This is a genomic window from Xanthomonas sp. D-109 (assembly GCF_017746095.1).
GTDB lineage: Bacteria > Pseudomonadota > Gammaproteobacteria > Xanthomonadales > Xanthomonadaceae > Xanthomonas_A > Xanthomonas_A sacchari.
Genome location: NZ_JAGHWV010000023.1, coordinates 55,731 through 69,778, shown reverse-complemented (window position 1 = coordinate 69,778; position 14,048 = coordinate 55,731). Strand labels below are relative to the sequence as shown.

Sequence of the window (14,048 nt, the reverse complement as noted above, 5' to 3'; positions counted from 1 at the left end):
GGCGCATGTTCGCCTGGCACAAACGTGGTCTTGTGTTCGACACTGCGCGCGACGGCGTCGGCGGCTGGATGCGGCATTCGGCGTTGACGCCGACGCCGTTGCGCCTGGATGCCGAGCGGTTACGGATCTACGCCGGCTTCCGCGACGACGCCGGGGTCAGCCGCATCGGCTACGTCGATGTGCGCGCCGACGATCCGACCCGGGTGCAGGGTGTCAGCGCCGCGCCGGTGCTGGACATCGGTCGCCCCGGCTGTTTCGACGACAACGGCATGATCCTCGGCGACGTGGTGCATGGGCCGGACGGGCTGTACATGTTCTATGTCGGCTTCCAGCAGGTGGAGCGGGCCAAGTTCCTGGCCTTCACCGGCCTGGCGGTGTCCACCGACGGCGGCGACACCTTCCAGCGCCGCCAGGACACGCCGCTGCTGGACCGCGCGCCGGGTCGCAGCACCATCGCCGCGGTGCACTCGGCGCACTACGCGCATGACCGCTGGCGGCTGTGGTACGCGGTCGGCGACGACTGGGAATGGATCGGCGGCACGCCGTATCCGCGCTACCACATCCGCTGCGTGGAGACCGACGACCTGCAGGCGATCCCGCGGCAGGACACGTTGTGCCTGCAGCCGCAGGGCGACGAATACCGCATCGGCCGCCCGCGGGTGTATCGGCACGATGGCCGCTACCTGATGCTGTTCACCCACGGCAGCCGCGGCGGCGCCTATCTGCCCGGCATGGCGGTCAGCGACGATGGTCGCCACTGGCAGCGCTGCGACGCGGCGCTGGGCCTGCCGCTGTCGGCCGTGGGCTGGGATGCGCGCACGCTCTGCTACCCAGCACTGATCCGCCACGGCGAGCGGCTGCTGCTGTTCTACAACGGCAACGACATGGGCCGCGACGGCTTCGGCGTGGCCGAGGCGGTGCTGCCTGCCGGCACCGTCTGGGAGGATGCCGATGCTGTCGGTTAGGGCCTACACCGCCGCCGACGCGCCGCTGTGGGATTGCCTGGTGGACGCCTCGCGCAATGGCAATCTGCTGCACCGGCGCGGCTATATGGACTATCACGCGGCGCGCTTCGTCGATGCTTCGTTGCTGGTCGAGGACGCCGGCATGCCGGTGGCGGTGTTTCCGGCCAACCGCGACGGCGACGCGGTGACCAGCCATGCAGGCCTCAGCTATGCCGGGTTGCTGTCGACCCACACGCTGCGCGCGACGGCGACGCTGGAGGCGTTCGAGCGTATCGCGGCGTACTACCGCGGTGCCGGCGTACGCACGCTGCTGTACAAGGCGGTGCCGCATCTGTTCCACCGCAGTCCGGCGGAGGAGGATCTGTACGCGCTGCATCGGCTGGGGGCGTGTCTCTACCGCCGCGACCTGTCCTCGGCGGTGCCGTTGCGCGCGCCGCCGCGCTACGCCGCCGCACGCAAACGCTCGGTGGCCAAGGCGCGCCGCGCCGGACTGCATGTGCAGCGCGTGGACGACCCGGCGCCGCTGCATGCGCTGCTGGGCGAGGTGCTGCAACGCCACGACGCACGCCCCACGCACAGCCTGGAGGAACTGCGCCTGCTGTGCGCGCGCTTTCCCACGCAGATCGTGCCCTACGAAGTGCGCGACGGCGCCGAACTGCTGGCCGCCACGCTGGTGTACGACTTCGGCCACGTCGTCCATACCCAGTACATGGCCTGTTCGGAGCAAGGCCGCCGCGCCGATGCGCTGAGCCTGCTGCTGGCCGAGCTGATCGAGCAGGTCTACGCGCAGCGCGAGTTCCTCAGCCTGGGCATTTCCACCGAGCAGCACGGCCGGGTGCTCAATGCCGGCCTGGTCGAGCAGAAGGAGCGCTTCGGCGCGCGCGCCATCGTCCACGATTTCTACCGTTGGGAGTTGCAATGAGTCTGCCGACGGCCAGCGTGCCGTTCCTCGACCTGCGCGCCAGCAACGCCCGCCATGCCGACGAACTGAAGGCCGCCGCAGCGCGGGTGATCGATTCGGGCTGGTACGTGCTCGGCGAGGAACTGGAGGCGTTCGAGCGCGAGTTCGCCGCCTACTGCGGTACCGCCCACGCCATCGGCGTCGGCAACGGCATGGACGCGCTGACCCTGATCCTGCGCGGCTACCATGCGCTGGGCCGGCTGCGCGACGGCGACGAGGTGCTGGTGCCGGGCAATACCTTCATCGCCAGCTTCCTGGCGATCAGCGAGAACCGGCTGCGACCGGTGCCGCTGGAGCCGGCGGCGGCCAGCTTCAACCTGGACCCCGCACAGGTGGAACGGGCGATCGGCCCACGCACGAGGGCGATCCTGGCGGTGCACCTGTACGGCCAGCTCGCCGACATGGCGGCGTTGCGCGCCATCGCCGAGCGTCACGGGCTGTTGCTGCTCGAGGACGCGGCGCAGGCGCACGGCGCGCGCCGCGGCGGCCGCCACGCCGGCAGCTTCGGCGATGCCGCAGGCTTCAGCTTCTTCCCCGGCAAGAACCTGGGTGCGCTGGGCGATGGCGGCGCGGTGACCACCGACGACGACGCGCTGGCGGCGCAGATCCGCGTGTTGCGCAACTACGGCTCGGACATCAAGTACCGGCATCTCGTGCAGGGCGTGAACTCGCGCCTGGACGAACTGCAGGCGGCGCTGTTGCGGGTCAAGCTGCGCTACCTGGATGCCGACATCGCCGCGCGCCGCGCGATCGCCGAGCGCTACCTGCATGGCATCGCGCATCCGCAGATCGCCTTGCCGCAGGTGGAAGACCCGGCCGCACATGCCTGGCACCTGTTCGTGGTGCGCTGCGCGCAGCGCGATGCGCTGCAACGGCATTTGCAGGCTCACGGCGTGCAGTGCCTGGTGCACTACCCGACGCCGCCGCACCGCCAGCCGGCCTATCCGCAACTGGCGACGCTGCAGTTGCCGCTGTGCGAGCGGCTGGGAGCAGAAGTGCTCAGCCTGCCGATCGGCCCGACCCTGGACGACGCGGCGGTGGCGCAGGTGATCGACGCCTGCCAGCGTTTTGCCGGTGTGGCGGCATGAACGTGCTGCGCAGCGGCGTGTACAGCGGCGTGGCCACGGCGGCCAAGCTGCTGGCGGCGTTGCTGGTGCTCAAGCTGGTAGCGGTGTACGCCGGCCCGGCCGGGGTCGCCCGGCTCGGCCAGTTCACCAGCCTGATGTCGCTGCTGGCGGTCCTGGCCGGCGGCGGCATCGGCGCCGGCGTGGTCAAGTACGTGGCCGAGTACCGCGATGATCCGGCTGCGCTGAACCGGTTGTTCGGCAGCGCACTGGGCTACGCCTGCGCCGCCGCCTGCGCGATGGGCGTGGCCGCGCTGCTGTGCAGCCGCCTGATCGCCGAGCGCCTGCTCGGCGACGCGCAGTACCAGCCACTGATCTGCGTGCTGGCGGTGGCGCAGCTCGGCATCGCCCTGGCCAACTACATCCTGGCGGTGGTCAACGGCTTCATGGACGTGCGCCGGCTGGCCTTGATCCAGGTCGCCGGCGCAGTGTTGAGCGTGCTGCTGGTGGCCGCGCTGGCGCATCGCATGGGCCTGTATGGCGCACTGCTCGGGCTGGTGCTGGGGCAGGTGGCCTGGCTTTGCGCGGGCGTGCCGGCGCTGCGCCGCAGCCCGTACTTCCGCCGCGAGATGCTGCGCATTCGCTTCGACCGGGCGATGGTGCGGCGGCTGGCGGCCTTCTCGGCGATGACCCTGGCCTCGGCGCTGCTGCCGCTGCTGGTCAACATCGGCGTGCGCGATCACCTGGCCGGCCAGTTCGGCTGGCAACAGGTTGGCTACTGGCAGGCGGTGAGCCGCGTGTCCGATGCCTATCTGCTGTTCTTCACCACGGCCATCAACGTCTACTACCTGCCGAAGCTCGCGGCGCTGCACACGCGCCAGGCGCTGTGGCAGGAACTGCGCGGCGCCTACCGCTATGTGCTGCCGGCGGTGATCCTGGCGGCGGCCTCGGTCTACCTGTGCCGCGACTGGATCACCCGGCTGCTGTTTTCCGCCGATTTCGCCGCCGCGTTGCCGCTGTACGCGCCGCAGTTGCTCGGCGACGTGCTCAAGATCGCCTCCTTCGTGCTGTCCTACCTGATGCTGGCCAAGGCGATGACGCGGCTGTTCGTGCTCTCCGAATGCCTGTTCGCCGCCAGCTACCTGGGCCTGGTGGTGCTGTTCACCGCGCGCATGGGGCTGATCGGCGCGGCCTGTGCGTTCGCCTGCAACTACGCGCTGTACCTGGCGTTCAACGTGCTGGTCGTGCGCCGCTATCTGCGAGGACTGGGCTGATGGATGCACCGCACGCGCCACCGACGCTCCCGCTGGTCTCGATCCTGATCCCGGCCTACAACCACGTGCGCTTCGTGCAGCGCTGCCTGGACAGCGTGCTGGAGGATCCGTACCCGAACAAGGAGCTGGTGATCGTCGACGACGGCTCCCGCGACGGCACCGCCGAGTGCATCGCCGCGTGGATCGCGCAGCATGGCGACGGACTGCACGTGCGCTTCTGGCCACGCGAGAACCTCGGCATCGCCGCCACGCTCAACCACCTGGTGGCGATGGCCCGCGGCGAGTTCCTGCGCCTGGGGGCGAGCGACGATTACCTGCTGCCCGGCGGGCTGGGTGTGCAGGTGGCGTACCTGGGCGCGCATCCGCACAAGGCCGCGGTGATCGGCGACGCCATCGTGGTCGACACGCAGGGTCGCACCGTGCATCAGAGCAGCATGCGCGACCTGCACGGCGTGGACAAACGCCTGTACCTGAGCGAGGCCGGCATCCGCCGCGCGGTGATCCGCCACTGGGCGGTGAGCGGGGCGGTGGCGCTGGTGAGGCGCAGCGCGCTGCAGCCGGGCGCCGAATGGGACGAGGGCCTGCGCATCGAGGACTGGGATTTCTTCCTGCGCCTGGTCGCGCGCGACGCGCTGGGTTTCCTGGACGTGGCGGTCTGCGCCTACCGCGTGCACGACCACAACGCCAGCCGCACCCGGCATCTGCCCAGCCGCCTGGCCAACCTGGCCGAGTCGCGGCAGGTGGCGTTGCGCCGCGCGCGCTTGTTCGATCCGGCCTGCCGCACCTTGCTGCACGCGCAGGCGCACTACATCGCCGCCAAGATCGCGTTCCTGCGACGCAGCCCGCTGGCGCTGGGCGGGCATCTGCTGGCGCATGCGTGGCTGTCGCTGTTGGCGCGGCTGCGCCAGGGCGGCCAGTCAGCATTGATCGAGCGCGCATGAGCCGCCTGCTGCGCCTGCCGTCGGCGTATTTCGGCCTGCCGCTGCTGCTGGGCTGCGCGTTGACCCTGCTCACCTTCGACCTGCCGCCCGGGTATCTTGCCGGCATTGCGTTGCTGGCCGCCGTGGCGCTGGCGGCGCTGGGCCTGGATGCACTGCTTGGCATCCGCCTGCCGCCGCTGGCGGCGTTCCGCTCGCGCGAGTACGCCGGCACCCGCGAGGCGTTCGTCGCGCTCGGCCTGGCCGCCGCGGTGGGGCTGTTCTGCCTGCTGGACCTGCTGCTGTTCCCGATCCCCTTGCTGCACAACCCCTCCGCCTACGCCGACCTGAGCCCGCTGCAATCGCACGTGCGGCATGTGTCGAACATGTGCTGGATCCTGCCGCCGATCGGCCTGCTGTGCGTGCGGCAGCGCAGCGTGCGCAACGCGCTGCTGCTGGCCGGCTTCGCGTTCCCGGTGCTGGTGATCGACCGCAACCGCCTGTTCGCGGCGGTGTTCAGCGTCGGCCTGTTGGTCTTGCTGCGCCGCGACCCGGCGCGGCCGCTGCCGTGGAAGCGGGTGCTGGCGCTGCTGTGCGCCGGCGCCGCCGCGTTCTCGCTGCTGGGCACGCTGCGCTCCGGCTCGCTGGACTCGGTGGCGCTGCCGTTCGGCGCGCTGTACCGTGCCGCGCCGCAGGGCATCAAGTGGCTGCTGCTGTACATCGGCGCCGGCCCGTACAACTTCGGTGCGCTGCTCAGCAAGGGCTACGCCAACGCCAGCTTCCTGGTCAACCAACTGGTGCCGCTCAGCGGTTCCATCGCCACTGCCGGCACCGGCATCCCGCTGGATGCGCCGAACATCAATGTCGGTACCGAGTTCCTGCCGTTCCTGCTGGCCGGCGGCCCCGGCGCCGCGCTGGCGGCGATGCTGGCGCTGTACGCGGCGCTGCTGTGGAGCGTGCGCCTGCTCGGCCGCGGCGTGGCGCTGTTCAATCTGCTGGTGTTCCTGCGCATGGCCTACGCCTGCGTGATGTCGCCGTTCGCACCGCAGGCCTTCACCTGGACCAATGCCGGCTTCGTCGCGCTGTGCCTGCTGCTGCACGCGTGCAGCGCCTTGCTGCCGAACCGCCGCGACACCGCGCCGTCCACGGCCCTGCCTTTCGTTGCCCCGAGATCCCCGCTGCCATGACCGATACCGCCATGTCCCAAGACGAAATCTACCTGATCGACCTGTGGCGGATCCTGCGGCGCGAATGGCGCTGGTGCCTGCTGCCGCTGCTGCTGGCATTGGCGTTGGCGGCGCTGTTCCTGCACGGCGCGACCCGTCAGTGGCAGGCCACCGCCTGGGTGCAGGTCGGCGAGTTCGGCCCGACCCCGGCCGGGCGCGACCCCAAGCTGGAGCCGTTCCAGCGGGTGATCGACCGGATCAGGACCCGGCAATTCCAGGAGCAGGTGCTGCACAGCGCCGGCGTGGCTCTGGACAGCCGTCAGGCCGCTTTGTACCGCGATAGCCTGAAGCTGGATCCCGACCCGTATGCCAACCTGATCCAGCTGACCCTGCGCGCGCAATCGCCGCAGCAGGCACGGCAACTGGCCACGGCCACCATCGCGCAACTACAGGCGCTGCACCGGCGCATCCAGGCCGGGCCGCTGCAGCAGGCCAGTGCGCGGCTGCAGGAGTTGGCCGCGGACATCGCCGCCACCCAGGCCGAGCGCGAGCGCCTGTTGCAGCAGCAGCGCGAAGGCCGCGGCAGCGTCGAGCAGCAATTGCTCGGCAACATGTTGCTGTCGGAGAAGACCACCACGCTGCGCGGCCTCAAGGCCGAACGCCAGGACCTGCTCGGCCGGCTCGGTACGCGCTACACCTACGACACCTCGGCGCCCTGGGACACCTATGTACCGCCACGCGCGGCATTCCCCAATCCGGTGCTGGTGCTGGCCGCCGCGCTGCTGGCCGGGCTGGCTGGCGGCGTGCTCGCGGCGGTGGCGCGCAACGCGCTGCGTCGGCGCCAGTCGCGGCCGGTGCGAGCGCAGGCCGCCGCATAACGGCGTCTCGCCGATTCAACCAAACGCCGCCGCCGCCGCACCTACCTGCAGTCCCGCGCGCTCGATGCGCGCGGATTCCGACACGGGCAGGACGGTGGAGAGGTGCAGGTGACAGCGAATGGCAAGGCGGGTGCAACGGCGCACACGACCACTCTGGACCCGGTGCGGTTGCTGGACACGCAGCGCGCCTTCGACAGCGTGGCCGCCGACTACGATGGCCCGCGCGGCAACAACGCGCTGATCCAGCGCATGCGCACCACGCTGTGGGACACGGTGGCGACGCAGTTGCCGGCCGGCTCGCGCCTGGTCGACCTGGGCTGCGGCACCGGCCTGGACGCACATGCCTTCGCCCAGCGCGGCTACCGCGTGCTGGCCACCGACTGGTCGCCGCAGATGGTCGAGCGCACGCGTGCGCGCGCCCAGGATCCTAGCCTGCACGGGCGGCTCAGCGTGGCGCACGTCGGCATCCAGCAACTGGACCTGCTCGACGGCGAGTTCGACGGCATGTATTCCAACTTCGGCCCGCTCAACTGCGCGCCGGACCTGCCCGACGTCGCGCGTCACTGCGCACGGCTGCTGCGCCGCGACGGCCGCCTGGTGTTCTCGGTGATCGGCCGGCTGTGCCCGTGGGAACTGGGCCACTACCTGCTGCGCCGCCGCCTGCGCCGTGCCACGGTCCGCGCCGCGCGTGGCGCCACCGCGGTCGGCATGAACGGGCACACGATCTGGACCTGGTACTACTTCCCACGCGAGTTCTACCGCGCGTTCGCGCCGCATTTCGACCTTGAATCGTACCGCGCGCTCAGCCTGTGCCTGCCGCCGCCGTACCTGGTCGACCATTACCAGCGCCACCCGCGCCTGGGCGAGGCGCTGGGCCGCCTCGACGACCGCATCGGCGGCTGGCCGTTGCTGCGCGACATGGGCGATCACTTCCTGATCGTGCTGCGCAAGCGCTGAGCATGTCCGTGCCTGCCGCCCCCGTCGACGTCTGCCTGGAAGGTGCGCGTGTCGCGCACGCCAGCGGCGCGGTGCGCGCACCGCTGGCGCTGCGCGCCGGCCGTATCGCCGCGGCGGCCACGCCGGCGGCGCTGCATCTCGATTTGCCGGGCCACCTGGTGCTGCCCGGCTTGATCAACGCCCACGAGCATCTGCACGTCAATGCGGTGCCGCCGTTGCCGCAGGCCGCGCCGTTCGTCAACAGCTATGCCTGGATCGAGGCGTTCGCCGCGCATTTCCGCACCTCGTCGGTGGCCGCGGCGCTAGCCCTGCCCAAGCCGCTGCGGCTGCGCCATGGCGGGTTGAAGAACCTGCTGGCCGGGGTGACCTGCGTGGCCCACCACGACCCCTGGCATCCGGCGCTGGACGCGGCCGACTTTCCGGTGGCGCTGCTGCGCGACTTCGGCTGGAGCTACACCTTGCACGGCCCGGACTACGGGCCGCCGCTTGCGCAGAGCTTCGCCGCGGCAGCCGCCGCCGGCTGGCCGTGGATCATCCACTTGGCCGAAGGCACCGACGCGGTGGCCGCAGGCGAACTCGCCGAACTGGAGCGGCGCGGCTATCTGGCGGACAACACGGTGTTGATCCACGGTGTGGGCCTCAGTGCGGACGACGTCGCACGCGTGCTCGCCTGCGGCGCGGCGGTGGTGTGGTGCCCGAGCAGCAACCTGACCCTGCTCGGACGCACCCTCGACCCGCAGCGCCTGAGCGCGGCCGGGCGGCTGGCGCTGGGCAGCGATGCGCGGGTCAGCGGCGGCCGCGACCTGCTCGAGGACCTGCGCCTGGCCGCCGCCCACGGCCTGGACGCGACCCAGGCGCTGCGCCTGGCCACGACCGCCGCGGCCGACATCCTGCGCGTGCCGGATCGCGGGCATCTGGCGCCGGGTGCACACGCCGATCTGCTGATCGTCGCCGACCGTGGCGGGGCGCCGGCGCAGAGCCTGGTCGGGCTGCCGCGCAGCGCGCTGCGCGCAGTGGTGCGAGACGGCAGGCCACGGATCTCCGATCCCGATTTCGCCCCATGGTTCGCCGCGTCCGGCGTGGACACGGTGCCGGTGACGCTGGACGGCGTGCCGAAGTTGCTGGCCGCAGAACTCGCCGACCCTGCGCTGCTCGCGCTGGAGCCGGGCCTGGACGTCCAGGTTGCACCGCCGCGTTCGCGCCTGACCCAGTTGTCGCAGGAATGCCCCGCATGAACGCCGTCCCGACCCTCGATCCGCTCGCCGCCTACGCGCTGTGGGCGGACAGCTACCCGGCGCAGGCGCACAACCCGGTGATGCAGGCCGAACAGCGCGCCATGCTGGCCTTGCTGCCGCCCTCGTTGCGTGGCCGGGAGGTGCTCGATGCCGGCTGCGGCAGCGGCCGCTACCTGCTGCATGCGTTGCAGCGTGGCGCCGGGCATGTCACCGGCGTGGACCTGTCGCCGCAGATGCTGGCGCGTGCCGCGCAGGAACTGGCCGAGATCGAGGCCGGCCGCTGCACGCTGCGCGAAGGCAGCCTGGAGGCCTTGCCGCTGGCCGACGCCAGCGTCGACCTGAGCCTGTGCGCGCTGGCATTGGGGCATCTGCCGCAGCTCGGGCCGGCCCTGGCGGAATTGCGCCGCGTCACCCGGCCCGGCGGCTGGGTGCTGTGCAGCGACGTGCATCCGATCGGCCCGGCGCTGGGCTGGCGCCGCGACTTCAAGGCTGGCGGCCAGCGCTACGCGGTGCGCCACACCCAGCACCTGTACAGCCACTGGCACGCCGCCTGCGCCGCGCTCGGGCTGGCCATCGACGCCGTCAGCGAACCGCTGCTCGACCCGGCGGACATTGCCGCCGGCGCCCATTTCGATCCCGTTGCATTGCAGGTGCCGGTGGCCCTGGTGCTGCGCCTGCGGCGCCTGCCGTAACCCCGTCCTGCGTCCGCCCGGTATGTCCTCCACACCCAACACGCTGCTGGTCAATCCCACCATCACCAAGCCGTCCAGCGCCCGCTTTCCGCTGTCGTTGCTGAACCTGGCGGCGGCGCTGGACCGCCATGGCGACAGCCGCATCATCGACGGCAACGTCGAGCGCGACTTCATCGAGCGCAGCCTGCAGGCACTGCAGGAGCGGCACTACGATGCGGTCGGCATCAGCGTGATGGGCGGGCCGCAACTGGCGCCGTCGATCGCGCTGTCGCAGGCCATCCGCGGGCGCTTCCCGGCACTGCCGATTGTCTGGGGCGGCTATTTCCCCACGCTTTACCCGGACACCGCGCTGGCCGCCCCATACGTGGACTATGCGATCCGCGCGCAGGGCGAGGACACCCTGCCGGAACTGCTGGCCGCGGTGCGTGGCGAGGGGCCGACGCTGGCGCAGGTCGACGGGCTGTCCTGGAAGCAGGACGGGGTGGTGGTGCACAACCGCAACCGCGCCTTCCAGCGCGGCGATGCGCTGCCGTCGCTCCCCTACGAAAAGCTCGGCGAGCCGCGCCGCTACCTCGGCCGCACCTTCCTCGGCCAGCGCACCGCCTCGCACCAGGCCGCGCTGGGCTGCCGCTTCCGCTGCACCTTCTGCGGGGTGGCGGCGATGTTCGGCGGCGCCACCGTCTTGCCGACTGCGGCGCGCCTGGAGCGTGAGCTGGGGTACCTGAAGTACGGCCTGGGCGCCGATTCGATCCAGTTCTTCGACCACAATTTCTTCGACCGCGAAGCCGACATGATTCCGCTGCTGGAGGTGATGGCCAAGCTGGAACTGCCGTGGTGGTGCTACGCCCGCGCCGACGCGCTGCTCAACCTGTCCGAGAGCACCTGGAAGCTGGTGCGCAAGAGCCGCCTGCGCATGGCCTACATCGGCGCCGAGTCGCCGAGCGGGGCGATGCTCAAGGAAATCCGCAAGGGCACGCGCCCGGACCAGACGCTGGAAGTGGCCGAATTGTGCCGGCGCAACGGGGTGATCCCCGAGCTGTCGTTCATGGTCGCGCCACCGCAGGACAGCGAGCGCGAGACCGAGCAGACCTTCGAGTTCATCCGCGAGCTGAAGCGGATCAACCCGCAGTCGGAAATCATCGTCTACGTGTACACCCCACTGCCGGACAGCAGCCGCCACGAGAAGGACCGCGGCCGCCGCGGCGGCACGCCCTTGCTCGACCGCGACGGCGTGCCGGTGCAGTTCCCGCGCACGCCGGAGGAATGGGCGCAGCCGCAGTGGGTGGACTATGCCTGCCACGCCGATGCGCCCTGGCTCAGCGATGCGCTGCGCCAGCGCATCCGCGATTTCGTCACCGTGCTCGGCTGCCGCTATCCCACCGCGCAGGACCAGCGTTCGCCGGGCTGGGCCAAGCGCGGGCTCAGCGCGCTGGCGGCCTGGCGCTACCGCTACCGGCGCTACGACCGACCGTGGGAACTGAACCTGGCCAACCGGCTGGTGCGCCTGCACCGGCCGCAGGTGTCCGGGATCTGAGCATGTCGACCAACGTCGCCCGCGCCATGCATGCCGTGCAGCTCAACTTCGTGCCGCTGCCGGACGGGGTGACGCCGGAACAGGCGTTCGCGCTGTGGCCGTCGCTGGCCGACATCGCCGAGGCGGTGGCCAGCGTCGGCACCCGCGTGTCGGTGATCCAGGCCGCCGCGGTCGATGCGCACCTGCAGCGCAACGGCGTCGACTATCACTTCCTGCGCCGTGCCGACGCCGGGCGCCGGCGCCATCTGCGCCGCATCGCCGCCTTGCTGACCGAACTCAGGGCCGACGTGGTGCACGTGCACGGCCTGCAGTTCGCGCGCGAGGCGGCGACGCTGGCGCGCTGGCAGCCGTCGCGGCCGATCCTGCTGCAGGACCATGCCAACCGTCCGCCGCGCTGGTGGCGGCGACCGCAGTGGCGGCGCTGGTACGCGGCCGCCAGCGGCATCGCCTTCACCTCGCTGGACTTGGCGCGGGGTTTCGTCGGTGCTGGGCTGTTCGCCGGGTCCACGCGCCTGTTCGCCATTCCCGAATCCAGTTGTCGCTTCATTCCCGGCGAGCGCGACCAGGCGCGCCGCGACAGCGGACTGCATGGCGCGCCCTGTGTGCTGTGGGTCGGCCATCTGAGCGAGGGCAAGGATCCCCTCACCGTGCTCGAAGGCGTGGCCCGCGCGAGCGTGCAGTTGCCCGGGCTGCAACTGTTCTGCGCGTTCGGCGATGCGCCGCTGCTGCCGGTGGTGCAACAGCGCATCCAGTCCGATCCGCGGCTGGCCGGCCGCGTGCACCTGTTGGGCCGGGTGGAGCACGCGCAGATCCAGACCCTGATGCACGCGGCCGACCTGTTCGTGTCCGCCAGCCTGGGTGAGAGCTGCGGCTACGCCGCGCTGGAGGCCTATGCCTGCGGCGCGGTGCCGGTACTGACCGATATCCCGGCGTTCCGCGCGCTCAGCGATGGTGGCCGGGTTGGCGCGCTGTGGCCGTGCGGCGACACCGAACGCCTGGCGGCCGCACTGGTGCAGGCGTCGCGCGCCGGGCCGTCGCGGGCGTTGGTGCGCGCGCACTTCGATGCGCAGCTGTCGTTCGCGGCGGTCGGGCGCCGTTGGGCGCGTGCCTATGCGCAACTGCTCGACGCCGCGCCGCGGAGCGCGGCATGAAGCTGGCGCTGGTGGTGCCAGGCGGCGTCGACCGCAGCGGCGAGTACCGGGTGATCCCGGCCTTCCTGAGCCTGATCGAGCGGCTGGCGCGTGCGCACGACCTGCACGTGTTCGTGCTGCACCAGGAGCCGCTGCCGGCGCAATGGGATCTGCTGGGGGCGCGCATCCACAACATCGGCGCGGTGCGCACGCGCTGGCGCGCGATCGCGGCGATCCGCGCCGAGCACCGGCGCGCGCCGTTCGACTTGGTGCAATCGCTGTTTTCCGGCCACTGCAGCCTCATCGCAGTGGCCGCGGCGCGCTGGCTGCGGCGGCCGAGCCTGGTGCACATCGCCGGTGGCGAGCTGGTCGCCCTGCACGCGATCGGCTACGGCGGCCGGCGCAAATGGCAGGGGCGGCTGCGCGAGGCGCTGGTGTTGCGCCTGGCGAGTGCGGTGACCGCCGCCAGCGCGCCCATTCTCGACAGCCTGCGGGCGCTGGGCATCGCCGCCGAACGCGTGCCGTTGGGCGTGGACCTGCGCGCCTGGCCGCCACGCGCGCCGCGTGCGCGCGGCGACGGGCCGGCGCGGCTGCTGCATGTGGCCAGCCTCAATCCGGTCAAGGACCAGACGACCCTGCTGCGCGCCCTCGCGGCGCTGGCCCGCGCCGGGGTCGACTTCCGCATCGACCTTGTCGGGGTGGACACCCTCGACGGCGCGATGCAGCGTTTGGTGGCCACGCTTGGGCTGAGCGAGCAGGTGCGTTTCCTCGGCTTCAAGACCCAGCGCGACCTGCGGCCGCTGGTGGAGGCGGCGGATCTGCTGGTGTTGTCGTCGCTGCATGAAGCCGGGCCGCTGGTCTTGCTGGAAGCAGCGGTGGCCGGGGTGCCGACGGTGGGCACCGCGGTCGGGCATCTGCAGGAGTGGGCGCCTTCGGCGGCGCTGGCGGTGCCGGTGGGCGACTGGGCCGGGCTGGCCGATGCGCTGCGCCAGGTGCTCAGCGACGACGAACTGCGCCTGCGCCTGGCCTGGGCGGCGCAATGCCGCGCCGTGCGGGAAGACGCCGACTGCAGCGTGCGTGGCTTCACCGCGTTGTATCAGCGTCTGTGTGCACCGCGACACGCTGATGATCGGCGTGCCGCGCACAATGGCTGACGCACAGTGCGGCATTGGGAGAACGCGCTTTCGCGACAATCGCGTTGTATCGGCTCGTCTTGTAGGAGCGGCTTCAGCCGCGACAGCCATTAGCGGTGACGCGTGTCGCGGCTGAAGCCGC

The 14,048-nt window shown here is 71.3% G+C and carries 13 protein-coding genes; all 13 read left to right on the top strand.

Going from position 1 to position 14,048, the window contains the following annotated elements; genetic code table 11:
- Positions 1 to 5 precede the first annotated feature (5 nt).
- The 13 genes from J7357_RS18040 to J7357_RS17980 all read left to right on the top strand — a co-directional run bounded on the left by J7357_RS18040 (position 6) and on the right by J7357_RS17980 (position 13,927).
- On the top strand, positions 6 to 965 hold the full coding sequence (locus J7357_RS18040) for a hypothetical protein (protein WP_209248594.1): 960 nt from the start codon (positions 6 to 8) through the stop codon (positions 963 to 965).
- Complete coding sequence (locus J7357_RS18035; protein ID WP_209248592.1) at positions 952 to 1,887, top strand: GNAT family N-acetyltransferase; 936 nt, start codon at positions 952 to 954, stop codon at positions 1,885 to 1,887. Before J7357_RS18040 ends, J7357_RS18035 begins: the two co-directional genes overlap by 14 nt.
- The gene (locus J7357_RS18030; RefSeq protein WP_209248590.1) at positions 1,884 to 3,014 is read left to right on the top strand and encodes a DegT/DnrJ/EryC1/StrS family aminotransferase; all 1,131 of its coding nucleotides are present in this window, start codon (positions 1,884 to 1,886) and stop codon (positions 3,012 to 3,014) included. Before J7357_RS18035 ends, J7357_RS18030 begins: the two co-directional genes overlap by 4 nt.
- Positions 3,011 to 4,264, top strand: a complete 1,254-nt coding sequence (locus tag J7357_RS18025; protein WP_209248588.1) for an O-antigen translocase — start codon at positions 3,011 to 3,013, stop codon at positions 4,262 to 4,264. The genes J7357_RS18030 and J7357_RS18025 overlap by 4 nt, the downstream gene beginning before the upstream one ends.
- Entirely contained in the window at positions 4,264 to 5,205 is a 942-nt protein-coding gene (locus tag J7357_RS18020; RefSeq protein WP_209248586.1) for a glycosyltransferase, read from the top strand. The genes J7357_RS18025 and J7357_RS18020 overlap by 1 nt, the downstream gene beginning before the upstream one ends.
- Complete coding sequence (locus J7357_RS18015) at positions 5,202 to 6,368, top strand: hypothetical protein (RefSeq protein WP_209248584.1); 1,167 nt, start codon at positions 5,202 to 5,204, stop codon at positions 6,366 to 6,368. Before J7357_RS18020 ends, J7357_RS18015 begins: the two co-directional genes overlap by 4 nt.
- An 11-nt stretch (positions 6,369 to 6,379) precedes the next feature.
- Positions 6,380 to 7,225, top strand: coding sequence for a Wzz/FepE/Etk N-terminal domain-containing protein (locus J7357_RS18010; RefSeq protein ID WP_209248582.1), 846 nt, complete (start codon positions 6,380 to 6,382; stop codon positions 7,223 to 7,225).
- Positions 7,226 to 7,333: 108 nt separating this feature from the next.
- Positions 7,334 to 8,182, top strand: a complete 849-nt coding sequence (locus J7357_RS18005) for a class I SAM-dependent methyltransferase (RefSeq protein ID WP_209248580.1) — start codon at positions 7,334 to 7,336, stop codon at positions 8,180 to 8,182.
- Between the two features lie 2 nt (positions 8,183 to 8,184).
- On the top strand, positions 8,185 to 9,417 hold the full coding sequence (locus J7357_RS18000; protein ID WP_209248578.1) for an amidohydrolase family protein: 1,233 nt from the start codon (positions 8,185 to 8,187) through the stop codon (positions 9,415 to 9,417).
- Positions 9,414 to 10,109 carry a class I SAM-dependent methyltransferase gene (locus J7357_RS17995; RefSeq protein WP_209248576.1) on the top strand — a complete coding sequence of 232 codons (696 nt, stop codon included), beginning with the start codon at positions 9,414 to 9,416 and terminating at the stop codon, positions 10,107 to 10,109. The genes J7357_RS18000 and J7357_RS17995 overlap by 4 nt, the downstream gene beginning before the upstream one ends.
- A 22-nt stretch (positions 10,110 to 10,131) precedes the next feature.
- A complete protein-coding gene (locus J7357_RS17990) occupies positions 10,132 to 11,643 on the top strand; it encodes a radical SAM protein (RefSeq protein WP_209248574.1) in 1,512 nt (503 codons plus the stop codon).
- Between the two features lie 26 nt (positions 11,644 to 11,669).
- On the top strand, positions 11,670 to 12,794 hold the full coding sequence (locus J7357_RS17985; RefSeq protein WP_209248683.1) for a glycosyltransferase family 4 protein: 1,125 nt from the start codon (positions 11,670 to 11,672) through the stop codon (positions 12,792 to 12,794).
- Positions 12,791 to 13,927 carry a glycosyltransferase family 4 protein gene (locus J7357_RS17980; RefSeq protein ID WP_209248572.1) on the top strand — a complete coding sequence of 379 codons (1,137 nt, stop codon included), beginning with the start codon at positions 12,791 to 12,793 and terminating at the stop codon, positions 13,925 to 13,927. Before J7357_RS17985 ends, J7357_RS17980 begins: the two co-directional genes overlap by 4 nt.
- The last annotated feature ends 121 nt before the right edge of the window (positions 13,928 to 14,048 follow it).

Bases quoted from the DNA above. Each gene is read 5' to 3' on its own strand.
- J7357_RS17990 (WP_209248574.1), top strand. From the start codon at position 10,132: ATGTCCTCCACACCCAACACGCTGCTGGTCAATCCCACCATCACCAAG.
- J7357_RS18020 (WP_209248586.1), top strand. From the start codon at position 4,264: ATGGATGCACCGCACGCGCCACCGACGCTCCCGCTGGTCTCGATCCTG.
- J7357_RS18035 (WP_209248592.1), top strand. From the start codon at position 952: ATGCTGTCGGTTAGGGCCTACACCGCCGCCGACGCGCCGCTGTGGGAT.
- J7357_RS17985 (WP_209248683.1), top strand. From the start codon at position 11,670: ATGCATGCCGTGCAGCTCAACTTCGTGCCGCTGCCGGACGGGGTGACG.
- J7357_RS18010 (WP_209248582.1), top strand. From the start codon at position 6,380: ATGTCCCAAGACGAAATCTACCTGATCGACCTGTGGCGGATCCTGCGG.
- J7357_RS18015 (WP_209248584.1), top strand. From the start codon at position 5,202: ATGAGCCGCCTGCTGCGCCTGCCGTCGGCGTATTTCGGCCTGCCGCTG.
- J7357_RS17995 (WP_209248576.1), top strand. From the start codon at position 9,414: ATGAACGCCGTCCCGACCCTCGATCCGCTCGCCGCCTACGCGCTGTGG.
- J7357_RS18025 (WP_209248588.1), top strand. From the start codon at position 3,011: ATGAACGTGCTGCGCAGCGGCGTGTACAGCGGCGTGGCCACGGCGGCC.
- J7357_RS17980 (WP_209248572.1), top strand. From the start codon at position 12,791: ATGAAGCTGGCGCTGGTGGTGCCAGGCGGCGTCGACCGCAGCGGCGAG.
- J7357_RS18000 (WP_209248578.1), top strand. From the start codon at position 8,185: ATGTCCGTGCCTGCCGCCCCCGTCGACGTCTGCCTGGAAGGTGCGCGT.
- J7357_RS18030 (WP_209248590.1), top strand. From the start codon at position 1,884: ATGAGTCTGCCGACGGCCAGCGTGCCGTTCCTCGACCTGCGCGCCAGC.
- J7357_RS18040 (WP_209248594.1), top strand. From the start codon at position 6: ATGTTCGCCTGGCACAAACGTGGTCTTGTGTTCGACACTGCGCGCGAC.